Annotated in this window: 14 protein-coding genes and 1 pseudogene; 8 read left to right on the top strand and 7 right to left on the bottom strand. The window is 47.7% G+C overall.

Annotation, left to right across the window (positions count from 1 at the left end):
- The first annotated feature begins 220 nt into the window (after positions 1-220).
- Positions 221-1,840: an extracellular solute-binding protein gene (locus AAHF22_RS09510; RefSeq protein WP_347324995.1), complete on the top strand. Its 1,620-nt coding sequence runs from the start codon at positions 221-223 to the stop codon at positions 1,838-1,840.
- Between the two features lie 482 nt (positions 1,841-2,322).
- Here the strand turns inward: AAHF22_RS09510 and AAHF22_RS09515 are convergent, their stop codons facing one another.
- Positions 2,323-3,363, bottom strand: a complete 1,041-nt coding sequence (locus tag AAHF22_RS09515; RefSeq protein ID WP_347324764.1) for a ketopantoate reductase family protein — start codon at positions 3,361-3,363, stop codon at positions 2,323-2,325.
- 129 nt (positions 3,364-3,492) lie between these two features.
- Positions 3,493-4,239: an acetoacetate decarboxylase gene (locus AAHF22_RS09520; protein ID WP_347324765.1), complete on the bottom strand. Its 747-nt coding sequence runs from the start codon at positions 4,237-4,239 to the stop codon at positions 3,493-3,495.
- Between the two features lie 273 nt (positions 4,240-4,512).
- Here AAHF22_RS09520 and AAHF22_RS09525 point away from each other — a divergent pair, with 273 nt between their 5' ends.
- The 6 genes from AAHF22_RS09525 (at position 4,513) to AAHF22_RS09550 (ending at position 15,106) form a co-directional block, all read left to right on the top strand.
- Positions 4,513-5,400: a LysR family transcriptional regulator gene (locus tag AAHF22_RS09525; RefSeq protein ID WP_347324766.1), complete on the top strand. Its 888-nt coding sequence runs from the start codon at positions 4,513-4,515 to the stop codon at positions 5,398-5,400.
- Between the two features lie 97 nt (positions 5,401-5,497).
- Positions 5,498-7,417 carry a cache domain-containing sensor histidine kinase gene (locus tag AAHF22_RS09530; RefSeq protein WP_347324767.1) on the top strand — a complete coding sequence of 640 codons (1,920 nt, stop codon included), beginning with the start codon at positions 5,498-5,500 and terminating at the stop codon, positions 7,415-7,417.
- Complete coding sequence (locus AAHF22_RS09535) at positions 7,395-8,966, top strand: response regulator (protein ID WP_347324768.1); 1,572 nt, start codon at positions 7,395-7,397, stop codon at positions 8,964-8,966. The genes AAHF22_RS09530 and AAHF22_RS09535 overlap by 23 nt, the downstream gene beginning before the upstream one ends.
- 138 nt (positions 8,967-9,104) lie before the next feature.
- Positions 9,105-11,960 (top strand): CHASE3 domain-containing protein, encoded by a 2,856-nt coding sequence (locus AAHF22_RS09540; RefSeq protein WP_347324769.1) that lies wholly within the window; start codon positions 9,105-9,107, stop codon positions 11,958-11,960.
- A 324-nt stretch (positions 11,961-12,284) separates the two neighbouring features.
- Positions 12,285-12,896 carry a hypothetical protein gene (locus AAHF22_RS09545; protein ID WP_347324770.1) on the top strand — a complete coding sequence of 204 codons (612 nt, stop codon included), beginning with the start codon at positions 12,285-12,287 and terminating at the stop codon, positions 12,894-12,896.
- A 524-nt stretch (positions 12,897-13,420) separates the two neighbouring features.
- The gene (locus tag AAHF22_RS09550) at positions 13,421-15,106 is read left to right on the top strand and encodes a hypothetical protein (protein WP_347324771.1); all 1,686 of its coding nucleotides are present in this window, start codon (positions 13,421-13,423) and stop codon (positions 15,104-15,106) included.
- Between the two features lie 337 nt (positions 15,107-15,443).
- Here AAHF22_RS09550 and AAHF22_RS09555 read toward each other — a convergent pair whose 3' ends face one another.
- Both AAHF22_RS09555 and AAHF22_RS09560 read right to left on the bottom strand, forming a co-directional pair.
- On the bottom strand, positions 15,444-17,255 hold the full coding sequence (locus tag AAHF22_RS09555) for an ABC transporter ATP-binding protein (RefSeq protein WP_347324996.1): 1,812 nt from the start codon (positions 17,253-17,255) through the stop codon (positions 15,444-15,446).
- 136 nt (positions 17,256-17,391) lie between these two features.
- On the bottom strand, positions 17,392-19,137 hold the full coding sequence (locus AAHF22_RS09560) for an ABC transporter ATP-binding protein (protein WP_347324772.1): 1,746 nt from the start codon (positions 19,135-19,137) through the stop codon (positions 17,392-17,394).
- 461 nt (positions 19,138-19,598) lie between these two features.
- Between AAHF22_RS09560 and AAHF22_RS09565 the strand changes: the two are divergent.
- Positions 19,599-19,799: pseudogene (locus AAHF22_RS09565) on the top strand (MepB family protein); the annotation flags it as partial.
- A 251-nt stretch (positions 19,800-20,050) separates the two neighbouring features.
- On the opposite strand, the gene AAHF22_RS09570 reads toward AAHF22_RS09565, so the two are convergent.
- The 3 genes from AAHF22_RS09570 to AAHF22_RS09580 form a co-directional block, all read right to left on the bottom strand.
- Complete coding sequence (locus AAHF22_RS09570; RefSeq protein ID WP_347324773.1) at positions 20,051-21,196, bottom strand: GNAT family N-acetyltransferase; 1,146 nt, start codon at positions 21,194-21,196, stop codon at positions 20,051-20,053.
- 824 nt (positions 21,197-22,020) lie between these two features.
- On the bottom strand, positions 22,021-24,153 hold the full coding sequence (locus AAHF22_RS09575; protein WP_347324774.1) for a molybdopterin oxidoreductase family protein: 2,133 nt from the start codon (positions 24,151-24,153) through the stop codon (positions 22,021-22,023).
- Positions 24,116-26,518, bottom strand: coding sequence for an FAD-dependent oxidoreductase (locus tag AAHF22_RS09580; RefSeq protein WP_347324775.1), 2,403 nt, complete (start codon positions 26,516-26,518; stop codon positions 24,116-24,118). Before AAHF22_RS09580 ends, AAHF22_RS09575 begins: the two co-directional genes overlap by 38 nt.
- Positions 26,519-26,787 lie beyond the last annotated feature (269 nt).

Genomic DNA, 26,787 nt, shown 5'->3' on the forward strand with positions numbered 1-26,787 from the left:
CTCAAAAGCTCAAAAGCTCAAAAGCTCAAAAGCTCAAAAGCTCAAAAGCTCAAAAGCTCAAAAGCTCAAAAGCTCAAAAGCTCAAAAGCTCAAAAGCTCAAAAGCTCTTCCCTTAGACCAACCTTAACTTTGAAAGGGGTTCACATTCATGCACAATACCGAACGAAACATTCCCAAGCGCTCCGCAGCATCCTGGCGCAAGCCCGCGATTGCAGCGCTTATGGCAGGGCTGCTGGTGCTGACGACAGCGTGCTCTTATTTTGGCGGCGGCAGCAAGAGTGCCAGTGAGAATCAGACGCCAGTCAAGCAGGCATCGGCTAATGAGCCGGGCTGGAAGGCGGACACGTCGCCGATTACATTTGACTGGTACATGAACTTTTCCTGGTACACCGGCACCGATTGGGGCAAAGATATAACGAGCCAGTATGTAACGAAAAAGACCGGTGTCAACATCAATTTTATCGTACCGGCTGGGAATGAAAACGAGAAGCTCAATACGATGATCGCTTCGGGGAAACTGCCTGACTTTATTACGCTAGCATGGAGCGAGGATGCGGTAAAGAAGATGATGGAAGGGAAGCTGGTGCTGCCGCTGAACGAGCTGGCAGATCAGTATGATCCCTACTTTTTCAAAGTGACCGATCCGGCTAAGCTGGCATGGTATAAACAGCCGGACAATAATGTGTATGGCTATCCAAACGCTTCTTCCTCACCAGCCGATTTCAAAAAGTACGGCGAAAACTATATTTCCAACCAGGTATTCGTCGTGCGTAAAGATATGTACGAAGCGCTCGGCAAGCCGGACATGCGCACACCGGAAGGATTCCTGAAAGCGCTGGAAATGGCCAAACAGAAGTATCCGCAGGTGAATGGGCAGCCGCTCATCCCACTCGGTCTGCACGAATTTACCGAGAATGGGAACTACTCACTGGAAAGCTATTTGCAAAATTTTCTGGATGTACCGATGGAAAAGGATGGCAAGCTGTATGATCGCGCCACCGATCCAGAATATGTAAAATGGCTGAAAACATTGCGTCAGGCGAATCAGGAAGGGTTGCTCGCCAAAGATATCTTTATCGACAAACGTGCACAGATGGAGGAAAAGATCGCGCAGGGCCGCTATTTTGCGATGCTGTATCAACGCAGTGACTTTAGCGCACAGCAAAATGCACTGTATGCCAAAGACCCGAATTCCGTCTACATCGCCGTCGATGGTCCATCCAATGAGAAGCTAGACCCACCTGTACTGAGCGGTCCGGTCATCTCCGGTTGGACGCTGACGCTAATCTCCAAAAATGTGAAGGATAAAGCGCGGGCGATTCGTTTCCTGGAATACATCATTAGCGAAGAAGGCCAGCGCGATCTGTACATGGGCGAGCCGGGCGTAACGTATGATATGGTTAATGACAAACCGGTGTTCAAACCGGAAGTGTTGAAGCTGCTGAACAGCGACCGCTCTGCGTTTGATACCCAGTACGGGGCTTCTCATAAATATTGGATGGAGATGGATACGAACATCACTGACCAATGGAAGCCAGAGAGCGTCGAGCCATTCAAACAAATGGAAGACTGGACCAAAGGTAAAACGGTCAGTCGTTCTGAGTTTGACCAGCTCGATCCAACCGGTAACTCACCGGAAGGTATTATCAATACCAAGATCGAACAACTATGGGGCAAAACATTACCACAACTGCTGCTCGCCTCATCGGATAGCGAATTTGATCAGATTTTCCAAAACTACCTGACCAAACGCAATGGATACGGCTTTGATCAAGTTCAAGCGTATCGTCAGGCAGAGTATGAGAAAAATGTAGAAAAGCTGAAAAGCGTGCAACAATAATATCTAATATAAGCTTATAACGTACAAGAGCTGCACAATGAACTATTGCAGAACGAACTATTGCAGCGCAACTACCATCTAACGATACACAATCCCATCCAACGATGCAGCTTAAACAGCAACTACCGCCGACTCCAATTCTGGGGTGGCGGTAGTTGCTGTTTTGATTAATAGTTAACATAATGATTAGCGTACATTCTGCCATGACTACACTCATAAAGTAGCTCTAGTTACGAATTAAAAGACAATGTAGCAATTTGATCAACCTCATGCGAGGGGATCGGTCTAGTTTATAAGGGTATTCTTTCATGTGCTGGATGATCATTGATCCTACGTTATTTTATCCTATTATAAGCAGCATGACACAGAGAACGCTCCTTATTGTAAATGATCGATGTCCCGACACATCGGTAACTATATAGCTCTAAAAAGCTTTGTTAAAACACCCATGCTCACCCGTATGATCACGATTCATTTCCGCATCACTTCACACTCTCCGCTTCAATCAACCGCTGGAACAACTGAATATTCTCCGCAAAATCCGGCACATCCTGACGTGCTTCTGCCGCCTGTACCAGTTTCACGACCAGATCATTAAACGGCGTTGCAATGCCTGTACCTGCTGCATGCTGTGGCACGACACCATTAATATATTGAATTTCCGTCTTCCGCTGCTTCTCCAAATCTTGTAGCATACTCGCTTTGAGCAGGCGAGATGGTTCCATCATCGTGCGCAGTGTGTGTACACGTTCTGGGATATCATCGGAGCTATGCAGCTCCAGCGAAGCGATATCGAATCCGCCCATCGTTGCAAAATGGATGCCATTGGCATGTCCAACTTTGATCGTCTCATCGGCAATATGCACCGCGCTAACGATGCCTGTTTCATCATCCAGAATATGTCCGTATTCTCCATTCAGTGCTGCGGATAGTCCGCTAAAGGCATTGTTGATCAGCAGTTTGGACCATTTAGTGCCGACCAGATTGTCGGACACATGCGTACCGCCCACATGATCCAGCACGGTTTTGATCTGCTGAATCCGTTCGGTCATCGCGCCGTTCAGCTCGCCAATTTGGAAAGCGTATTTTTTAAACTGGGTATATGCTGTCGTTAGCTTGGATACACCGGGTTCCATAAACGTAGCGCCAAATTCGACCGAGCCGGCAATGACGCGATGCTCGCCTACGACAGCGGCAACACTTTGCTCTGGTATTCCATTTTGCAGAGAGCAGACGACGCTATCTTTATGCAGGAATGGCAACAGTTCTTCCAACACTGCTCCATTGTATAGCTGCTTGGTCAGTAGTAGCACCAGATCATAAGTGCCGGATTTCTGCTGCGGGGTGATCGCTTTGACAGGGGCTATAAAATCAGTCGTACCGACGACCTTAGCACCATGTTGATTCAGCGCTTCCACATGCTCCTGATACGTATCGATTAATTCGACATCCATACCGCCATCGCTCAAATAAGCGCCGACGATCGTTCCGAGTGAACCTGCTCCCAAAATTGCAATTCTCATGATGATTTCCTCCTTATGATGACCACGATTCTATGCCGTGTTGCTTCCATTCCATAGTGTGATTCTAAATCATTATCATGGCTCTAAATCGCTAGGATTGCTCTAAACCACTATTGCTGCTCCGAATATTTATTGCTGTTCTAAATAGTTATATACCGGTGTTGCCGGACGGAGTGTAAGATCGGTCAAAATATGCGAAGCCGATACGATCTCGCGTACAGGCAGATCGGCAAGCGGAGCAAGTGCATGCTCAAACAATTGCAGACGCGCGGGTCCAGACCATGCCCATTTGACGGTAATGTCGGTAATTTGTGTGCGTACTAGATCGCAAAGACGCAGATTGCCTTCATAATCGGTGGCCAGCTTGACCATGAAAGTCGGACGGCAAATTTCCTGTTTCGCCTGCTCTTTGTCCATTTCGAAATGTTTAAAGCCCATCGTTGCCGTTGCTACACGCAAACTGCCATAATCAAGTGTGCCGACCAGTGTGTCCGAATCGATATACAGCTTCGGTGCACCTAGTTTTTTTGGATAGGCGGTCAGTTCGCGTCCGCTGGCGATCGCCGGAAAATTGTCGACATACATCGAATGCACATAGTCGCCATCTTCACCGTTAAACTGAACCGGGATCACCTGACCTGCTTCGGTATACGCGCCTAAACCGGACACATCCGGCATCCACATCACTTCGAATTTGACGAGCGGGTCTTTGATTTCCAGTGGCTCCGGTACAGCGGCACGCAGTGCTTCCATATCGGTACGGTAAATAATATTCAAATATTCACGATTAACAAATTTATAAGTTGGAACTGGATAAGCGGGTGCAGTGAGTGGTGTGTTAAAATTTTGGAACGTATTATTAATATCGATCTTCATCTTTAAACCCTTCCTTTCACCAATCCGTATTGTGTCATAGCCGTTTGTTAATTGTTTGTGAATGAGTAGCAGTTGTGACCTATGCGTCATCAGCTGTATACTCTACGCGATGACATGATGCGCTATTCTGTATCCTCTTTATCTTCATCTTCACGATCGCGCTCTAGCTGTATACTATTTGTATATCTTTATTTTACGTCTTTATTTACATAGTTTCCAATACATCATAAAGTATATATACATTTACTGTAATAAATGAAAGGGGAGCTACCCATGGAATTACTCCAGCTTAAATACTTCCAAACGGTTGCCTATTTGGAACATATGTCTAATGCTGCCAAGCAGCTGCATATTGCTCAGCCGTCTTTAAGTCTAACGATTAAAAGGCTGGAAGATGAGCTAGGTACAGAGCTATTCCTTCGCAAAGGGCGCCATATTCAGCTCAGCGCTTCCGGTCACATTTTGCTCAAGCATGTCAATCGCATCTTTATCGAGCTGGAAAATGCAGAGCGTGAAATTCAGTCGCAGGAGCAATTGTTATCCAATACGATCAAAATTTCCATTTCCAATCCGCGTTTTCTGTCACGCTTGATTACGGAATATATTAGACTGCATCCTGATGCGAAAGTGCATCAAGGGATCAAAATGCGTAATGAAATCATATCCAGTCTGAAACAGGGAGATATCGAGCTAGGAATTGCCAGCCACCGTGCGGAGGACGAGGAGATCGAAAGCCATGTGCTGATCGATGAGGATATCGTGCTGGTGGTGCCTGTAAATCATCGGTATGCCAGTGAGCAGGAATTGTCATTGTCTGAAGTTGCACAGGAGCCATTTATTTCACTGGCGGACAATCAGGAATATAGCGAGTTTATCCGGGCAATGTGTGAGCGTGCTGGCTTTGTGCCGAATAGCGTGTTTGAAGTGGATTCGTATCTGCTGACCGAGATCATCGGTGTTAATCAGGGCATTGCGCTGCTGCCGATCTCCGTCTGTCGGCAATTTAAGCTGCACTATATTCGCATTGCAGGTGAATCGCCGACCTACTCGGTGAGTCTGTTCTGGTTGAAAAATAAATGGTTATCCTCATCCGCACAACGGTTGCGTGATTTTATTATCGATTACTATAAAAAGCATCACCAAATGTTTAAGCTTTCCTAAAAAAATGCGATCCAATTGCGATCCAATTGCGATACAATAGAATTGGAAATGTAAGCGTTTATATTTAGTTGGATATCATGGAAAGGAAGACGTGCATGTGGATCGATGGCAAAACAGAGTACGTGATGTATTCCGACGACTGAACCGATTACCGCTGCAAAGTCGGCTTATTGCTGCCTACATTATCGTGATTTTATTACCGACCGTAGCGGTGTCCTATTATTCGTATCAGCAGATCAATACGACCTATATACAGGACACACGTCTGAAAAGTATAGACACGCTGCACAATGAGAAGCAGACCATCTTAACTCAGCTGGAGACGATGGAACGAGCCGCACAGCTTGCCGTATCCGATAAGGCAGTGATCCAGTATTTGACGGAAAATCAGGATAAGCCGACCGCCGAATTGATCGAGTTTAATGAAAATTCGTATGCGCGTCTTGCCCAGATTCAGATTAATAATCCGTCTATTTTGCATCTGCGTCTGTATAGCAATAGTCCGAAAACGTATGAAATCTGGCCGATTATTTTGCATGAAAGCCGGATCACCGATGCGCCGTGGTATAACCAGGTGCACGGATTGGGTGATCGGGAAGCATGGTATATGCAGCGGAGCGATCTGGCACTGGATCGGAGCGATAGCAGTCGCCCATTGGAACCTGATCCGCCCAAGCTATCTTTGCTTCGTGAATTGGAACTTCCGAAAGGATATCATGCAGGTGTGATTCAGATCGATATGCGGCTGGCTGATCTAGCTCCACAAACATTTGGCAAAAGTCAGGAAGATAGCTCACGCTTGTTACTGCTTGATGGAGGGGATGGCCATGTCGCGCCTCCTATAGAGACCGACCGTTATACCCGGCTAGCGCAACGACTGCTGGCTGATCCTGCTGCGCAGTCAGGCGAGCTGTCCGCACAATATCGAGCGGACGGACAATCATATCTGTTGACAAGTATGCCGATTGAGCGTCTTGGGGCGCAGCTTGTACAGGTCGTATCGCTGGAGAAAATGCTTCAGGATACCGGACGCGCGCGTAATCTGATCATTGTCGCAACTATCGCTTTTATCGTACTCGTCTCGCTCATTACGTATGTAGCCAATTCGCTTATTTTGAAAAATTTGCGTAAATTAACGCAGGCGATGAAGCAGATGCGCAGGGGCGAGCTTCCGCCGATGGTGCAGGTGGATGGCGGTGAGATCGGCGAGCTTGCGTATCATTTTAACCGGATGAGCGGCACGATTAATGAATTGATCGCGCAGGCGGTGCGCAAGCAGGCATTAATGAAGGAAGCCGAGCTGCGTACATTGTACAGTCAGATCGATGCTCATTTTCTGTATAACACGCTGGAAAATATTAAAATGCTGGCGGAGATCGAGGATCAGCGCCAAATTTCTGATGCCCTTACTTCACTGGGCGGAATGATGCGTTATAACTTCAAATGGGGCGGCGAGTATGTCACACTCGGTCAGGAGCTGCGACATATCCGCAACTATATTGAAGTGATGAATATTCGCTTTGATGAACCGGTACAGCTACAGCTGGACATTTCACCTGCGTATCAGGAGCTAGAGCTACTCAAAATGTCGTTACAGCCGATTATAGAAAATGCGTTCAAGCATGGCTGGACGGAAGAACAGGGAGAGCGCCAGTTGCGTATTCGTGCCATCGATGAAGGCGAACGAAGCGTGCGGATTGTTGTACAGGATAACGGGCAAGGCATCCCACCTGAGCGGATAGTCAGATTGAACGAGCGATTACAGCAAGCGTCAGCTGCCGAATTGTCCGAGCGGTCTGAACGTCCAGATTCGATGTCGGTTCCTTCTTCATCCAGAGCGGAAACAAGCGGCTACGGACTGCTGAATGTACAGCAGCGTATCCAGCTGTTTTTTGGCAATGAATACGGATTACAGGTGCAAAGTAGCGCAGGTGAAGGAACCGAAGTATCGCTTCGTCTGCCCAAAATTATAGTTGCAGGAGGAGACATCCGGCATGAGACAACTACTAATTATTGATGATGAGAAAAATATCCGGCATGGACTTCAAGTGATGATTGAGCGTCAATTTCCAGAGCGATATGCCATTCGTTGTGCAAAACATGGTCAGGAAGGACTATGTAAACTGCGTGAGCAACCAGCCGATATGATCATTACCGATATTCGTATGCCGGTGCTGGATGGCATGGCGATGTTGGAGCAATTACGTGCGAGCAATGAATTGATCCAGCAACCGGAAGTGATCGTATTAAGCGGTCATGACGATTTTGAATATGCAAAGGCGGCGATCCGTTATCAGGTGCGGGAATATTTACTCAAGCCGATTCGGCGGGATGATCTATTCACTGCGCTGGACAATCTGGAAAAAGAGCTTCTGCGCAAGGAATCACTGTCGCGCCGTCTGGAAGATGCCGATCATTATCGGCGCCAGTGGCAGGAGGAACAGCTATCACGCTGGCTGGAAGCGCCAGCGGATGAAGCCAGACACCAGCTTACCGATTGTACATGGCTGGAGTTGCCAAAACCGTATCTGGTTTGTGTCTGGAATTGCGTGACAGCAGATGGACATCCGGTGTCTGTGCAGGAACTGGATCTGCTGCTACGTCAGCTTGCCGATCATACGCAGTCTGGATATGAGCTGCAATTGCTGGATCGGGAAGGGCGGCGCATCTGGATCATTTCTCAGGAGCAGCTAGGTCTACTGCAAGCACTGGCACAATCGGCGGCTCGTCGTGAAGTGTCCGGTTTGTGGGCAGGTGTGAGCAGTACAATGATCGAGCACAATGAACTACAAATAGCGTATGAGCAAGCATGTCGGGCGCTGGCATACGGTTTCTTTTGTCCCGGTATGTATCTGGTACATGAGCCACAGCTGCATGAGGTTGAGGTTTCGCAGTCGCAGCTGGAAGAAGATGTACGCAGATTAGGTAATCTGCTCGGTACAGGGCGCAGCAGCGAGATTAGCGGCATGGTGCATCATCTGTTCCGATTATCGGGCGCAGGAATGCGCAGCTTGGAGGAAGTGCAGCGCACCGTGCGGCTCATTAATGACAATGTGCTGGATGAAGTATTTCGTCATTTTGGCGAAGCATCGATTGAGGTGCTGCGTCTGTATCGGCGTGTGTGCAGTTTGGAGCATTATCGTTATTTTCACGATTACTGCCGTGATCTGGAACGGTTGCTGCTCAGTCTGGACGACTATATCGGGCAACTTCGGCTCGTCCATAGTGAACACCATCGTTTAAAAGAAGCGGTAGCGTATTTGCACAGTCATTATGCACGTCCGCTTAATATGGCAACGGTGAGCAATCATGTATCGCTGAATTATTCGTATTTTAGCGAGGCATTTAAGGCGTACACAGGCGAAAGTTTTGTCGTTTATTTAAAAAAGCTACGTATTGAGCGTGCCAAACAATTGCTGGCAGAGCCGCATCATCGTCTGAGCGAAATTGGTGAGCAGGTCGGTTTTGAAAGCAGTCGACACTTCTCACGGGTGTTTCGCGAACTGGAAGGGATTACACCACAGGAATACCGTTCACAGTTGGAATTGCGTTCAGGCATGCTGTAAAACAATTGTGTATCATTTCGCCCGTTCTCCGTTTGCAAACGAGATCATTTGAAGTAAAATAGTTGGGTAGCCAAATGAAATTGCATAGGATCGATGAATGGAAATCTTGGCATTTAACTATATACTGGAGGGCTTTTGGTGCTGAAAGGTGCAAAATTTGGAATACGCACTAAAATTGTAGCCGGGTATATCGTGATCATTGTCTGTCTGGGTATTGTTCTGACGATGATGTCAGGGCGTATGAACCAGCTGGAACAGGAAAGTCGATACATCAATGATCATGATCTGGAAGTTCATAACTTGACCAATATGCTGGAAAAGCATGTGTTGGATATGGAAACCGGGCAACGCGGTTTTGTCCTCACCGGTGAAGAGAGCTATCTGGAACCTTATAATCAAGCCGTCTCCCAATGGGAGAGCGACTATAACGAGCTGTATGCACTGGTTAGTGGTAATGAGCTACAGCAGAACAATTTGCAAACGATTCGCACAGGGATCGCCAGTTGGATTAAGGAAGCGGGAACGCCTGCGATTACGATGAAGCAGCGCGGAGAAGATGCAGCCCTTAAAAGCTTTTTTGCCAGTGATCCCGGCAAGCAGCAGATTGATCAACTGCGTCAGGAGATGGATGCATTCCGCAATAGTGAGAAGGCGCTGACGACCACTCGTATCGAAGCAGCTGCGCAAAGTAATGAGCGTATGCTGGCGATGATGATCGGCGTGTGGATTTTGCTCGCGGTAATCTCGATTGCGACTGCTTTGCTCATTGCACGTCAGATTGTCGGTACGATTCGTGATGTGAGTGATACGCTACTCGGCATTGCTACCGGCGGTAATTTACGTACACGGATTGATGTAACGTCTCGCGACGAGGTTGGCGAGCTGGGCGAGGCGGCGAATCAGTTACTTGATCATGTACAGTATGAGAACTGGGTGAAAGATCAGATCGCTCAGGCGGCAACACGTTTTCAAGAAGCAACCGACGTAGATAGCCTGGCAGCGGTATTGTTGACCAAAGGGAACAAATGGTTTGGTACGCCATACGGTGTCGTATATCGTAGAACGGCAGAAGGTGATTGGCTCAAATCGGCTTCCTTTGCCGCTTCGGATGCCGATGCAGAGCTAGGTTCTGCGCGATTGCAACAGGGCGAAGGATTGACCGGACAGGCGATCATCGAGCGTCGCATACTGCAATTGCACCCGTTGTCAGACGAGTATGTACGCACGATCAGTTCTGGTCTGGGACATACGGGATTGAAGGCAATGGTTGCTGCCCCGATCATTTTTGAAGGTCGCGTTATTGCTGTCGTTGAATTTGCACTACTGGAACCGATGACAGACAAGCAAAAGCATCTGTTGCAGCAATTAATTGATATTTTTGCAGTGACGATGCATTCGGTCATGACTCGCATGGAAGTGGAACAGCTGTATCGTGAATCGCAAGCGATGAATCATGAGCTACAGGTACAATCCGAGGAGCTGCAAGTCCAATCCGAGGAATTACAGGCGCAGACGGAAGAATTGCAAATGCAAACCGAAGAGCTGCAAATGCTAAACGAGCGTTTGGAGCAGGGCAAGATGGCAGCCGAAAGCACAGCAATCGAGCTGGACAAATATGCGCAGCAACTACAGGTTAGCTCGCGGTACAAATCAGAATTTCTGGCGAATATGTCGCATGAATTGCGTACACCGCTCAATAGTATGCTGATTCTATCTCAGATTTTGTCGGAGAACGGTAATGGCAATTTGACAGCCAAGGAGCAGGAATATGCGTCCATTATTCATTCCTCCGGTAAAGATTTGCTGAATCTGATCAATGATATTCTTGATCTGTCCAAAGTCGAAGCTGGGAAAATGCAGATCGAGATTAACCCGATCAGCATAGAAGCGATGCTAGAGCAGATGGAGCGCAGCTTCCGCGAGACCGCAGCCCAGCGTGAATTGTTCTTCAAAGTGGAAGTGGAAGAAAACGTGCCTGAGCTGGTCTATTCGGATGAGATGCGTATTCAGCAAGTGCTTCGTAATTTGCTATCCAATGCCTTCAAATTCACGCAGACGGGTGGCGTCACATTACAGGTACAAAAGGTCAATCGGGTGCAAACGAGCAGCTATGAAAGCTCGCAGCCGATGCTGGCGTTTAGCGTAAGTGATACAGGGATCGGTATCTCGGCAGAGAATCGCGAAGTGATCTTCGAGGCATTCCGTCAGGCAGATGGAGCGACCGCACGGAAATATGGCGGTACTGGTCTTGGTCTGTCGATCTCGTCACAGCTGGCGAATCTGCTAGGCGGTACGATCCATCTGGAAAGTAAATATGGAGAAGGCAGCATCTTCACCTTCTATATTCCATGTATGGTTACAGACCCGCATTCCGAGCATGCCATCTTTGAGATGAATGAACCACTGCATCTGAATCGAACGGTGTTTATGGAAGAAGGAACGGTATCTTCGGCGGATAGTTATGAATATATGAATTCCTCTGAACAAGGAGCATTCACGCCATCCTCGTCCAGAGAACGTTCATCCTTTGCGGCTTTCGGTCAGGAAGCCGCTGCGGAGCAGGCGTTATCGGTGCAACCGGGCGGAACGGATATTTTGAATGGCAGAAAGATTCTGATCGTAGATGACGATATTCGTAATGTGTATGCACTGACGAGCATGCTGGAACGTTACAATATGAACATCGTAATCTCGCAAAATGGACGCGATGCACTGGAAATTTTGCATATGGATCAACATATCGATCTGATTTTGATGGATATTATGATGCCTGAACTGGATGGCTACGAAACGATGAAAACGGTGCGTAATCTGTACGGGTATAGCGATGTACCGATTATCGTGTTAACTGCCAAAGCGATGAAGGAAGATCGCGAGAAGAGTATTCAGGCAGGTGCAACCGACTATATGAGCAAGCCGCTGCATATGCAAGATGTGCTACAGCGTATACGCTACTGGATGCACCAGCAAGTTGAACGCTCCTCGGTTCGCTAAGGAGCGAACTCACGACTTTACGTTTATCACCATAGGATTCAGATGAACTGGATCACGATGCTTAGACAAAGCCAGAATCTCCCGCTTGTAAGGCGAGATTCTGGTTTTTTCTGTGTTTATTAATGATTAAGTTGCAAATTAATTAACTTGCGTATTTAACTAGGTCTAAATACCCTTGTTGGATAGGATATTAGATAGTAACTTTTTACTATAATAATAGAGCATAAACTGTCGTTTGATGTCATTACTTGTGTGCAGTCCGAGGAGTATGCAGCAAGATTCAAAGCAGTGTACTGTTCACTTCGTTAGAAAGGAAGATCAGCAATGAATATCAGTTCAAGCTCTAGCTATACGTTTAGTAGTAACCAGTCGATGTATACGGGTAACAACGGTAACGATTCGGATCCTTCAGACCGTTCTAAAACAGAACAAGACCGTGACAATCCGCAACTGCAAGCGGAAAAAGCGAAAGAACAAAAGCTTAAAGATCAGAAGCTCAAGGATCAGAAGCAAAATGATCAATTTGCAGAAGAGCAAAAGCTACAAAAGAAGCAAGAGTACAAAAAGGAAGACAAGGACAAAGAAGTACGGCAAAAAGATTTGAATACGCTGTTTGAGAAACAAAAGGAACAACAGCAAGGTAGCGACAAAACTACGCATGATATCTTATTGGAGAGCGTGTATAATCAGATCGGTGAAAGCTCCCAGCTGGTGATTACGAAAGAGAATTCCACAGAAGCGATCAAAAATTTGATCAATCGCGGTTTTCAGGTTAGCGCAGATGAGGAACGGATGATGATTTCTTCTAAGGTGCATCAGCTCAAGCTCGAAATTGGCAAGGACTCGTATATGCGATACGTACAGTCCCAACAAGATCGATGGTCCAAAGTCGATTCGAATGTTAACGAATTTTCATCTGTTCTGAATGGCAAGTAGTTGAATGAGCACGCATTTGACGTTCTTCGCTGAATCAAGCATAGATACAAGTCAAATCGTCACAATATTAGCTTGATGTGAGTTGTGATACAAAAGATTGTGTAATGTGGATAGCCCAGCATGAATACACTGCTACATATGCAGTAAACACAATGTATTGCTGTTAACACATAACGTTTATACAAACGGTACACATCTGAAAAAGTCTGTTTCCGATTATCGGAGATAGGCTTTTTTTGCGCATTCAGGCATAGAGCAGATGACCACGATCAAAAAGCTATACACAAAGTTCATCTAATAACGAGAAAACACATATAAATATAAAATGGATAAAATTACCTCTAATAGTATAATAGTCCCTTGTTTGATAACTGGATAAATAGTAAATTATAACCAATAATCATTTGGTATATTATTCCTTAAATGTATGATTAATATGATGAGTAATAAATACCTCGTTCTGTTTACTTCTCTGTCGTCTAGTTCAACAGCCTGATCATTCACCACGTGAGGAGCGAGCCGCGATGAATATCACAGCAACGACTTATCAGACCCCTTCCAAGGCGTACACATCCTATCCAATAGGTGCAAGTCGGTCGCAGGAAAAGTCAGATTCTAACTCTGTAACTTCGATCTCTGGCAATCCATCAGATAACCAGAGTCCAGCGGAGAAAAAGATCACCGATAACAAAAAGTATAAGCAGGAAATGCTCGATAAAGAGCAGCGCGAACAGGATTTGAACAAACTGTATGAGCGTCAGCAAAAGCGATCCGATGCTGTAAGTGAGCAAATGCAGCAGACATTGAACGGGCATGGTTTTTTCCAAATTGGGCAGCGTCAAGGGATTGCTTTGACCAAAGAAAACTTCGATGAGACGGTACGGGGTTTTATGCAAAAGGGCTTTCAAGTGGAACGTAACGAGCAGCAGATGACGGTATCGTCCAAACTTCATCAATTGAAATTAGAGATGAGCAAGCAATCATATGACAAATATGTAGAGATGACTTACGGTAAAAAATTAGCAGAGCAAATGGGTGTTGGTCAACCAGCCGATACAGCTAAAGCCAACCCTACAGTCATTTATAAAGTGCCGACGAACCAGACAGCTAACGGAACACAGACAGCAGCAGTGAAAACTCCAGTAAGTGTCGGTTCAACAGCAGCACCGACGACAGGCACAGAATTTCATTCAACAACATCAACAACACAGCCTGCTAGCGGAACAGGTAGTACACCTGCTAGTCCGATGCCCGGAACAACAAGCACAATGACGACTGGCGATGCTAGTGTAGTCACGCCGATACCAGGCACGGTGACATCCACGACTGCACCAGCAGACATGAACACTTCGCCTGCACCAGCATCAGGCAGTCCAGTCGCTGCGACTCCAACGACGTCGACCGGCTCTTCGACTTCTACAACAGGAAGTCCAACATCAGCTCCAGCGCCGACAACAACGCCGGCAACGAGTAGTACAGCTAGCTCTGCATCAGGCGATACGAATGTAGCCGTGCCAGTACCGAGCACTACTACTATACCGACAGCTACAGCGACAAATGGTTCGTCAACGATTAGTAGCTCAGCAACCGTAACACCGACAGGTTCAACCAGCACGTCAACTTCGACAGGAAGTCCAACACCAGTTACAACGACTACAACTGCACCTGCGACAACGACTGCTTCAGGTACAGGGACGACTACAGCTAGCCCAACACCAACTGTAACTACGAGCACATCGACGACTAGCGGTACGTCCACATCAACGACCGGTAGCACGGTATCGACAGCAGGTACAACGGCAACACCTGTAACGACAGCACCAACGGGTAGTACGACAGCTTCGACAACGACATCATCGACTGGCAGTACGGTAACAACAGGTAGCGCTACAACACCGACGAGCACTACATCGACTGTAAGCGCACCAGCACCAGTGACTACAACATCGAATACAACGGCTACTGCACCAGCAACGACAACAACAGGCAACACTACGACGAGCACTACAGTGCCAGCAAGTACAACGACAACATCAAGTACGACCAGTACGACAACACCAACAAGTACAACGCCAAGCACGTCAACAACATCGACAAGTACAGGAACGACCAATACCGGTACAGCCACCACAACACCAACGACTACTAATGTAATCGAAACGGTTGTAACAGGCTTGAACAAAACCGTAAATGGCGTATTACGCAAATAATGAAATAAAGCCTGCTTTTCTCGCTTCCCTGTAAGAATGATTGTTCTACAGGAGGGGATACGAGAAAAGCAGGCTTTTTGTTGGTTATAAACGGAATTATAGTATTGAAACGGTTGGTTATAAATAAAATTATGGTATCGAAACGGTATCGATTTCTAGTAGAGTGGCAGCATCAGCTTTTTTGGTCAGAGGCGAAAGACGAATGAATATATTGTATCATTCGCAGTCGCCATCTATGTTAACAGTCTGACTCCAGGCTAACATTCTATATTTATGAGAGCAGTCTGTATCTATGCAGCCTGTATCTATGGAGTAGACGATAGGCTATCGATTCTATTTATGCCTCTGCCGCTGTCCCAGCACTATGACGTGCATGATGATATAGCTCGGCATAAATACCGCCCTGTGCTAGTAATTTCGCATGTGTACCTTGCTCAGCAATTTGACCATGTTCCATCACGAGAATACGATCTGCATGCATAATGGTCGACAAACGATGGGCGATGACGATCGTCGTGCGCCCATGTGAAACGGTTTGTAGCGCTTGTTGTACAAGCTGTTCGGTATGCGAATCCAGATTGGCGGTCGCTTCATCCAAAATGAGCACTTTAGGCTGGAATACGACAATGCGCGCGAAGGAGATTAATTGCCGTTCGCCTGCCGACAGGCCGCTGCCGCGCTCTGACAACAATGTGTCATACTGCTGTGGCAGTCGTGCGATCATCTCATGTGCACCGACAAAGCGGCAGGCTTCGATCACCTGCTCACGGCTAATATCAGTCTGGAACATACGCACATTATCGATAATCGAACCGGAGAACAGAAATGGCTCCTGCTGAATCAAGCCGACAATTCGGTGTAGCTGTTGCTGTGGGATATGGCGCAGATCGATATCATCGATCATCACCGAGCCTTCCCATACGTCATAAAAGCGATTGAGCAGCGAAATCAATGTACTTTTCCCTGCCCCTGTCGTGCCGACAACACCGATCATTTCACCCGGACGAATATGCAGATCCAGTTCAACCAGTACCGGTTGATCACGATCATAGCCAAATGTAATGCGGTTAAAATCAACTTTACCACGTACTTGCTCCGGTTGAAGCGACTTCATCTGCTCCGGTGCGGGATCAGCGATGTCTGGCTTCAATCGCAAAATGCGCCAGATGCGATCCATCGATACGATAGTCGACTGAAACGTATTCCATTGCATCGTAATCTGGTTAATCGGCTGAAAAAATTGACGGATATAGCTAATAAATGCGTATAGCACGCCGACTTCCATTTGCCGATTAAACACAGCGACACCACCCAGCCATACCATAAGCACAAGCGCGATATTACCGAGCACATCGAATGTGCGGTTGAACAGGACGTTCGATTTGAGTTGCTGCACATTCGCTTCCCAGTAATCGCTGTTAAATTCGGTAAAGCGTCGAGTCTGTTCCTTTTCCTGATGAAAAATCTGGATTAATGCCATGCCTGATAAGTTTTCTGCGGTAAAAGCGACCAGTCGAGACAGCCGGCTACGAGCGAGCTGATACACCTGGCGCAATCGCTTGCGAAACAGAATCGCCAGCGTTGCGATAATCGGTAAAGTTAGCATCGAATACCACGCAAGTGTCGCATCAAGCCGGAACATAAAATAAATAATAAATACGAGCATCATGCCATCGCGAATCAGACTGAGCAGCACCTGGGTGAAAAACTGGCTAATCGTCTCTGTATCGCTTGAGACATTTGTTACCAGACCACCACTGCTGGAGCGATCGAAAAAGCTCATCGACAGTTTAGAGATGTGCGCGAACAAATCTTTACGAATGCTAGCTACAATATGCTGTCCGGCATATTGCAGTAAATTGCTCTGTACATAGGTAAAGATCAAGCTGATCACCGCCAGCCCCAGATAGATCAGCGCCATGCCGATCAGAAAGGATAAACCGCTATGGCCAACCGCAATATGATCGTCAATGACGATACTGACCAGATACGGTTGTAACAGATCAGCCGCAATCGCCAGCATCGTCGTAAAAAACAAACCGATAAAAGCGAGTTTGTGCGGACGTGCATATTGCATAATCGCCCGCAATGCTTCATAGCGCGAAGGCGAAGCAGTGGGGGGCGCAGCGGGCTTGTTAGCGTTGGGCATCTCCTTATTGCTTGGATCGGATGAATTGGGAGTGGAAGCAGGCTGTTGATCATGTGAACGATGTTTGCTTGATTGTGCAGCGGAATCGGTCGACAGCGTTGGCGATGATTTGGTCTGTTTGTCATTGCTGTGAGACTCATTCATAGTACAAACCTTCTTCCTGTAGCTGGTACATGGATGCATAGATGCCCCGTTGTTCCAACAATTGCTGGTGCGTACCTTGTTCCACAATCCGACCTTCATCCAGTACGATAATTCGGTCTGCCTGCTTCACAGCGCTGATCCGGTGCGAAATAATGAGCGTGGTACGCTGTTTGCGTTCCTGTACCAGATTAGCGAGAATACCGGTTTCAGTGACCGCATCGACCGCACTCATACTGTCATCGAGAATGAGAATGGGTCCTGTTTTCGCAAGTCCACGCGCAAGACTGGTACGTTGTCGCTGTCCACCGGAAAGGGTGACACCACGTTCACCGAGTCGTGTATCGAATTTGTCGGGAAACCGCACAATCGGTTCGTAGATCATCGCCTGACGCGCGTGATTTTCGACTTTTTCCAGTGGAATGCTGCGATCGCTAAAGGCGATATTATCGCGAATCGTCGTGCTGAACAGAAAGCCGTCCTGGGGCACATAGGCGATTCGCGAGCGCAGACTGTTGATCGAGATATCCCGTACATCCGTGCCGCCCAGCCATACGGTGCCTGTGGGTGGATCATAGATGCGCAGCAGCAGCTTGACGAGTGTCGTTTTACCACTGCCGGTTTTGCCGACGATCCCGAGCGTTTGTCCGCTGGCAATATGCAGATGGATGTCTTTTAACGCGGGACGCTCACTGCCTGGATACGTAAATGAAAGTCCGCTAAGCTTCAGATCTGGCGATGCGGCTAGCGGTTGTGCCTGCTCGCTATCCTGAATATCCGGCTGTTCGCCGAGCAGACGATTGACCCGATCCAGCGAAGCACCGGAACGTTGCATCATATTGATCACGTTACCAATTTGCTGTAATGGACCGGACATGATACGCAGGTAAAGAGTTAACGCGATAAAATTACCGATCGTAATCTCACCCTGTACTGCCAGATAACCGCCATACAGCAGCGAGATGACGAGTGACAGCGCACCGAGAAAGGGCACTGCCGCCTGAAATAAGGACGACATACGCACCAGATGCAATTGATTGTCCTTGATCTGATCGACTGTACTGCCAAAGCGCTCGCGTGCTGTCGGCTCAATCGCAAACGTCTTTGTGACCCGAATACCGCGCAATTGCTCTTCTGCCGAATCCGTCATGACCGCCAGCGACTCCTGCACACTCATCGACCGTTTGCGAATCCGAGGACCAAAATAAACGACGAGAAAAGGAATCGCGATCATCGGAATGATACAGACGACGATCAGATGCAGTGGAATGTGACTGAGCAGCATCATGACGACACAGGAGAGGAATAGAAATACCGCATTGGTCGTCATAGTGACACCGTTAGAGATGGATTCACGAACAGAGTTTACATCATTCGTCATCGAACTGAGCAGCTTGCCCGTTCCCTGTCTTGAAAAATAATGCTCACTGAGCGTGGAAAATTTGCGGAACAGACTTTGCCGCATCGCGAATTCGAATTTACGTCCGAGCCGCATGACGGAGAACTGCCCTGCACCGAACAACACATTGTAGGCAATTCCAATGGCCGCCAAAATCAGACTGTAGCGCACGATCATATCGTAGCGGATACCGCCAGCCAGCAACGCATCGGTGAATTGCCCGAGCACGCGCGGCAAAGCAGCCTGTGCGATATTGGAGGCGATGATCAGAGCGACAGCGAGCAAATAATAGTACCAGTGCTCCCGCACATAGTCCGTCAAAATGCTTCGGTCCTTTGTCATGGACGTTCCTTCCTTCTTTTCGCAGCTGAATTAGTTGCTTCATTACACTATTATTGTTTTAACCAGAAATGGAGTGACTCTTTCACTGTTATTATAGCGTTGTTATGTCAGAATATACATTTTAGGATGGGACGAAGTGTCTCAGTTTAGCAGAAGATGGAGAGAGGAAGGGAGGAATGCGCCATTAGAGGAAGAAGCTAGAGCGGGACAAGTTGTAGAAAGGGAAGAAAATGAAGAGAGTGAAGAAAGTTTATTTTTTTAGCCGCATTTATGTATACATAGCGATAATGGCAGATGATCTATTAGTCCAAGCAGGATCTTTATATACAGAGGAGTACAACAAAGAGTACAGCAATGAATTTTATAAAATATTAAATGAAGTAAACGAAGTAGGCTACAAACCGAATCAGCTAACGATCGATCTAACACGCACAGGAAGAAGCTAGGAAGAAGCTCAAAATTCCGAATATGGAACGGGCAGATTGGAGTGGAATGCTACATCTGTACGATTTAGAGTCGCTAAAATATCAGCTACGAAGGTCAGACAGTTTGTTATGTTTTGGGAGAAAGATAAAAATGAGAACAATCAGGCATTTTCCTATGAGAAGACGACGGATTTGTTAGTAATTAATATGTTTGCTGCCCATTATAAGTTTCGATAATTTGTTTTCGCGAAAACGATTTAAATGTAGTTTTTCAACGATTGATCTGTGTCGGTATGCTCGTTCGATCAGTCCATGTGAAAACAGAACTTTCGATAGTAAAAAAGTTCTGTTTTCATATAGATACTTGTCATACAGATACTTCTCATATAGATACTTTTTATATGGATAGTTTTTGTGTTAGATATAGGTTTACACTGGATCGGCAGGTGAAGCTTATTCCCAATAAAGTTAAATAAAATTAAATACAATCAAATAAAATAAAGTCCATACATATAAGGCAGCGGTACCGCCTGGAACGCTTCATTTGGCTCAGGCAGTACATCCGAGTGAGGATCAAATAACAGCGAACACAGCTCGGCATCGTCCGCCAGTGTATAGTCGCCAGCCGGTGTGTGTAGGATATAGTTACCTGCCTCACCGAGTGCGATACGCACGGGAGCACCCTCGTTTAAATAATCAAGCCGTCCAGTCTGCGCAACGAGCGCACCGCCGTTTACGATCATAACGGTGCCGCCATTGCGTATCGTTGTCGACGAAGCACCGGTCGTCTCTGCTGCGGCTACTAGATCGCGATCCTGCCACGGAATCGTGACCGTAAGGGTTGTAAGATCGAACCGACGAATCGCTTCCAGCCATAGCTGACGCACGGCATCAACGTTGCCTCCGTATTCAATCACTGAGCCAGCACGTTCGATCGCAGGCGGTTTAGATTGCGATTTATCGTTATACGAAGCATGCGGAATCGACAAAATGACAACACCAGCAATGCCGTTCGATGTAGCAGCGACCAGTACCTTTTGTTGCTGTTGATTCACATGTGCCATCGCTTCGGCGCCAAGCATCTGCTGCATTTCGCCAATGCTCATTTCCACATGGGCTGTTGAACGCTGAAGCTGCGCATGTACTGCCAACAGATCACGCGGCTCCAGTTCTCGCAATTCCAACCATTCGGATGGTTCAATAGCTGCAAGTTGCTCTGTTAATTCAAATTGATAAGCACGTCCGAAAAATTGGCTGCCTGCTCGGGTGTACAGCGAGCGATCGCCGGAGATGAACATCAGCGAAGCTCCTGCTTCAATTGCATGTTGCCGACATCGTTCCAATAACTGTCCAGCCAGTCGTTGTCCGCGATAATCCGGATGTGTACAGACCGCTCCGATCGAAAATGCACTGATCTGCTCTGAACCCGATGTGATCACGACAGGCACCAACCCCATAAAGGATACAAGTTTGCCTGCATCATCGAACGCCCCATACGAATGAACGATGCCCGGACGAAACAAAGTAGGAAAGGCGGTGCCCATATATTGTTCCCCTGTTTCGCAAAAAATATAATTAGCTAGCTCTGCCGCCATCGGCAGCTCGTCGATATGTACTCTGCGAATGTTCACCATTGTGTGTCCTCCTGAAAGATAGCTATGCTGTGTCGGATATTTTGCTGCGATACGTCGCATACATGCCGCACATATGTTGTACACATGCGGCACATAGTATAGTAACTTAAATATTAAAGCGCTATAACTTTGATGTACAGTTTTAGCATACATGAAATAGGCTGAAATTACGATGCGGTATAAATGGAATTGTTTTTATTTGGCTAGTTTTTTTATTGGATTAGTTTTTATATTTAGCTAGATGCCATAGAATTGCTTGTACATGCTCGGTTATGACTATATACATGTCATATCTTTTGTTTCACCATTCGATTACTACGCATCACCAAAAAACAGACCCTGCTCTAAACGGTATCCTGCAAGATGTCTTGTTTCGAAATATCCCTCTTGCTAGGGTACCGTTTATGATGCGCAGGTGTCTGTTTTTTGGTGGTCGTAATTGATGCTAGGATGTACAGGCAAACGCAAACTTTCTTCACGCAGTGAAGTGCTCTGTGCACATATACGAGTTTGCGTACACACTCAGTACGTTGATCCTGTTAAATTTTAACTTTGATTGTGTATTCGCATAGCTATACTTTAGGACTTGAAATGAGATTAATTTGAGTATTGAAGATGGTTTAAGTCTTGAAATATAAACTGTTCACCATACAATCAAAACTAATATTTAATCTGGTCAAAGTACTAGTAATCGATTTGCGTAAACTAATTATAATTTCTTTGTAGCTTTGTAGCTTTGTAGCTTTGTAGCTTTGTAGCTTTGTAGCTTTGTAGCTTTGTAGCCTTGTTAGCCTTGTTAGCCTTATAGCTCTGTAGCCCTCTAGCTACAGTAGCGAGCATTCCGGCTGCCACGGACGAACCGTCACGGGCGTAAACTTGAAGCCCGGCATTTTACAAAAAGGGTCCAGTTCGGGCGGTGTCGCTTCATTTACATTTTGCTTGCCGCCCCAGTGCATCGGTACGAATAAAGTGTCCATCCGAATTTGCTCGCTCAAGCGACAGCGCACGATCAGCCGACCTTGTGCAGATTCGATCTCTGCCCATTGACCTTCCTTCAGCCGATAGCGTTTTGCGGTCACAGGGTGAATTTCAACGAAGTTTTGTAGTTCGCGTGCGGCAAGTGCTGGACTGCGACGTGTTTGCACGCCGGTGAGATAATGGGACAGTACGCGCCCGTTCGTTAGCATGAGCGGACGTGAGGCAGATGGCTGTTCACGCACATAGCGGTGCGGGAGAGAAGTGAACAGCGCTTTTCCATCCGGATGCGCGAATTGTTGCTGGAACATCGTTGGCGTGCCGGCATGTGCTTCATCCGGACAGGGCCAGTAGATGCCTTCCTCATGGCGTAAACGATCATACGTCATGCCGGAATAGTCGGCCAGACCGCCACGACTGGCTAGACGCAGCTCGTTAAAAATTTCCTCGGACGAATCGAAGTTAAAATAATCTCCTCTGCCTAGTCGATCTGCGATGGCATGTAAAATCGACCAGTCCTGCCTTGCTTCACCAGGTGATTTCATCACCGCTTCACGCAGCAATACGCGACCTTCCAAATTTGTCAGTGTGCCTGTATTTTCAAGGAAAGAGGCGACAGGCAGTACGATATCCGCCATGCGTGCGGTTTCGGATAGAAACAGATCGGCAACGACGAGCAAATCCAGTCCTTCCAGCGCACGGCGCACGAGCGGAATATTCGGATTAGAGACGACTGGATTCGATCCCATCACGAATAGCATGCGCAGCTCACCCTGATCGGCAAGCTCCAGCATTTCATAAGCAGATACGCCTTTGCTTGGAATAGCAGCTGGCTCTACGCCCCATACGGAAGCAACATAGGCGCGGTCGGCATCATTTTCAATCGAGCGGTAGCCGGGTAATTGATCGGCTTTTTGCCCGTGTTCACGTCCGCCCTGACCGTTCGCCTGTCCGGTTACAGCGCCATAGCCACAGCCAGGACGACCGATTTTGCCAGTTGCCAGCACAAGGTTGAGCAAATAGCGCACCGCCAGATGACCGTCCGTTTGCTGTTCGATGCCGCGTGCGGTCAAAATCATACCCGTTTCCGCGGTGCCATACCATTCGGCTGCTTGTTTGATCTGTGTCATTGGAATGCCGCATAGCTGCGCCGTTTGTTCTGGCTCGATATCAGCTAGCAAATCAGCCAGCTCATCATAACCATTCGTGTGCTGAGCAATAAAGGCAGCATCAGTCCAGCCATTATCGATGATCAGCTTCAGCAGCGTGAGTGCCAGCAGTGCATCCGTGCCGGGCTTGAGCTGAAGGTGGAGATCGGCAATCGCTGCCGTTGCGGTCTGCCGCGGGTCCATTACAATGATACGTGCCCCTCTGGCACGTGCTTCATGAAAATAAGGAAGTAGTGTCGGCTGACATTCCGCAATATTCGTCCCAGCCAGAATAATGCATCCAGCAAGCGGAATATCCTGCAAACGGAAAGTGAGTCCACGATCCACGCCGAACACTTTCGTGCCAGCGGAAGCTGCTGCGGACATACAAAAGCGTCCATTATAGTCGATGTAGCGTGTGCCGATACCGATACGAGCAAATTTGCCAAGCAAATACGCGGTTTCATTCGTAAGTGAGCCGCCACCGTAGATGCCGATGGTATCCGGCCCATGTTGCTGCATCGCTTCACGAAAACGCGCTGTCATCAGATCAAGCGCTTCGTCCCAGCTCGCTCGCACCAGTTTGCCGTCACGACGGATTAGCGGATAGAGCAGGCGATCGCCATTTATCGCATGTTGATGTGCATTCATCCCTTTGATACATAACCGTCCCTGAGAGGCGGCATTAGGAAACCCTTCCGCTTGCCAATCTTGCATAACGATCGCTGTTGCCGCCGCACCCGTTTGCAGGGGAGTGGTGTAGGAAGACGATGGCTGTGGTGGATGAAGGGTGATTTTACATTGTACGCTGCAAAATGGACATTGAGTTTGCATCGGGATCGACTCCTTTCATAACAGATGTGCCGGCAGCAGGCTCGTACAGGCTATGCAGCACATGCTCGCGTACATGCAGCAGTCCAATGCGCTCCAGCCATTCATACATCGCTTCGCCATAATAGGCGGTGCTGACATAATAATGAAGACAGGCATCTAGCAACGATAGCACATCAGACCAGTGTTCCATTTCTCCGATTAGTTGACCGGTCTGCAACGGCTGTACATAACCGCCTGCGTATAACTCCCAGCCATCTGGTGAAGGCAGGATGCCGAGATCAGCCAGTCGAATCGTTGCTTCCGCAGTGATACCTGTCGCTTCCGTAACGATATGGAGTGGATGAGGTAGCAGATGCTGCTGCCAATCGGTGTTCATCGATGCCAACCATTCAGCCGTTACATTAACGGTAGGGGTGTTCAAGTAACGATGGGAGGAAGTCAGCGGCGTATTTTCGATGATGGATGTTGCCGTATTTGTTAAAGGTGAAGCGTCCGTGTATAGCATAGACGCTACATGGGCATAATGATGAATGGCGCTCAGACATAGCTCACAGCCAGTCGGATCGGATGCACAATCTGATGTTGTGGTAGGATCAGATGCGGCAGTGAGTGTTGAGTGCAGCATCTGAATGGCGGATAAAGGTATACGAGCGTAGACCTGCTGGTCATTAGGTTTGCCTGTGAACATTCCAGTTGGGTTGAATGCAGGCTGCTTATCGCTGGACGGGCTGGATTCTAGTAAGCGATAGCTAGTACTGAACTTTGTGTCATGACCGGATGACGATGACCCGTTAGCCTCTGCGAAAATTTGCTTCCAGTGCGGTGTATCGGTTAGTGTTAGCACCTGTTCTCGTAGTTCTGCATGGGTATAAGGAAGACAGTCGCACACCGTAACCGCCGCAGGCTTCGTTTGCGCTTCGGTAGATCGTCCGCTGAAAGCTTCCTGCTCACAAGCAACACTACAACGAGTGAGTGCCTCGACGGTAGGGCGACAGCCACCGCAGGAGCCGGAAGCACGAGTATACTCTTTTACCTCATCGGCAGTTTGCAAATCATGCTGACGGATGACATCCAAAATCTGTTGCTTGCTAACCGCATTGCAAGCACAAATGATGGATGTGGGAGCGAGAGCGATCGCTGCTGCTTCGGCAGGATCATGCGTTTGTCCAACTGGAGAAAAAGCTTGCTCACGCTCCAGCCATTCTGCTGTCGATCGACCCTGTTTGATCATATCGACCAGCGCTGTGCCTTCAGCCGTATTACCGTACAAAACAGCGCCGTTGATGCGTCCGTGTGTGGCTGTAATTTTACGATACGTGCGAGCGACGCCGTCATATTGCTGTACAAGTGTCTCACTATGGGGAGACTGGATATCGCCGATAGAAAATACTTGTACACCGGAGATTTTGAGCTGGGAATAGGGGAGTGAGCCAGCGTAGGCAGTAGCAGGCTGTTCGCACAGATGAGCGGCCAAAATTTTAGCTTGCTCATACAGTGGAGCGACCAATCCGTAGCTAATGCCGCGATGTTCAGCGCATTCGCCTACAGCATACACATCCGGTACGCTGGTGCGCATCCAGTCATCGACGATAATGGCGCGATTGGTCGCCAGTCCGCTATGCTGAGCGAGCCGAATGTTAGGACGAATGCCGACCGCCATAACGATCAAGTCGGCAGCCAGCCGTTCACCATTGGCGAATCGCAACCCTTGCGCGCGATGTGCACCGGTCACGCGAACAGTCTGGCGATTCAAGGCAAAGCGCATTCCCTGTTCTTCCAGTTCACGGCGCAACAATGTAGCGGACATTTCATCCAGCTGGCGATTCATTAGATACGGTGCATTATGCACGACATGCGTTTCCATGCCAAGTTGAAGCAGTCCGCGTGCCGCTTCCAGCCCCAGCAGACCACCGCCCAGCACAACCGCTTTGCGATAACGCTCGGCATAGGCAGTCATTTGCTCGCAGTCATCCAGCGTGCGGAAGGCAATTACGCCTTTTTTATCCGAACCTGGAAGCGGCGGAATATAAGGCACCGATCCGGTTGCTACGATCAGGACGTCATAGCCAACTTCCAGACCGGATGCAGTACGAACGGTACGACGAGCGGAATCGATCAATGTGACCATTTCGCCCATATATAGCTGGATATCATGCTGTTCATACCATGAGAGCGAATGCAGTACGATATCGTCAAACGCACGCTCTCCATGCAGCACTTCGGATAGCAAAATGCGGTTATAATTCGGACGCTTTTCAGCTCCAAATACCGTAATCTCATATCGCTCCGGCGCCATCCGTATGATCTCCTCCACACAGCGCATGCCTGCCATACCATTACCAATCACAACTAAACGGGCAGTCATAAGGCAAACCTCCTTTATCCAATCGGCTATTGAACCGAATCTCTATCTATCGTGTGTAAGTGCATAGGCTATATCAAAAAAGCCCCTTTTCCAGAGCCGTAGTCTACGCAGGTGCGCATAGCATACCGATGGAAAAAGGGCGTCATTGCCGCATGGATCGTCACACACATCATTGTGTGCACGAAATCTACATTAACAGTAACGGATTGAATGTTTGATGTCAATAATATTAACGTAAAATTTAAATATAAGCTGATATTGAGCTTTTC

The organism is Paenibacillus wenxiniae (genome assembly GCF_039822605.1).
GTDB lineage: Bacteria > Bacillota > Bacilli > Paenibacillales > Paenibacillaceae > Saccharibacillus > Saccharibacillus wenxiniae.

Bases quoted from the DNA above. Each gene is read 5' to 3' on its own strand.
- AAHF22_RS09510 (WP_347324995.1), top strand. From the start codon at position 221: ATGGCAGGGCTGCTGGTGCTGACGACAGCGTGCTCTTATTTTGGCGGC.
- AAHF22_RS09515 (WP_347324764.1), bottom strand. From the start codon at position 3,363: ATGAGAATTGCAATTTTGGGAGCAGGTTCACTCGGAACGATCGTCGGC.
- AAHF22_RS09520 (WP_347324765.1), bottom strand. From the start codon at position 4,239: ATGAAGATCGATATTAATAATACGTTCCAAAATTTTAACACACCACTC.
- AAHF22_RS09525 (WP_347324766.1), top strand. From the start codon at position 4,513: ATGGAATTACTCCAGCTTAAATACTTCCAAACGGTTGCCTATTTGGAA.
- AAHF22_RS09535 (WP_347324768.1), top strand. From the start codon at position 7,395: ATGAGACAACTACTAATTATTGATGATGAGAAAAATATCCGGCATGGA.
- AAHF22_RS09545 (WP_347324770.1), top strand. From the start codon at position 12,285: ATGAATATCAGTTCAAGCTCTAGCTATACGTTTAGTAGTAACCAGTCG.
- AAHF22_RS09550 (WP_347324771.1), top strand. From the start codon at position 13,421: ATGAATATCACAGCAACGACTTATCAGACCCCTTCCAAGGCGTACACA.
- AAHF22_RS09555 (WP_347324996.1), bottom strand. From the start codon at position 17,255: ATGCCCAACGCTAACAAGCCCGCTGCGCCCCCCACTGCTTCGCCTTCG.
- AAHF22_RS09560 (WP_347324772.1), bottom strand. From the start codon at position 19,137: ATGACAAAGGACCGAAGCATTTTGACGGACTATGTGCGGGAGCACTGG.
- AAHF22_RS09570 (WP_347324773.1), bottom strand. From the start codon at position 21,196: ATGGTGAACATTCGCAGAGTACATATCGACGAGCTGCCGATGGCGGCA.
- AAHF22_RS09575 (WP_347324774.1), bottom strand. From the start codon at position 24,153: ATGCAAACTCAATGTCCATTTTGCAGCGTACAATGTAAAATCACCCTT.
- AAHF22_RS09580 (WP_347324775.1), bottom strand. From the start codon at position 26,518: ATGACTGCCCGTTTAGTTGTGATTGGTAATGGTATGGCAGGCATGCGC.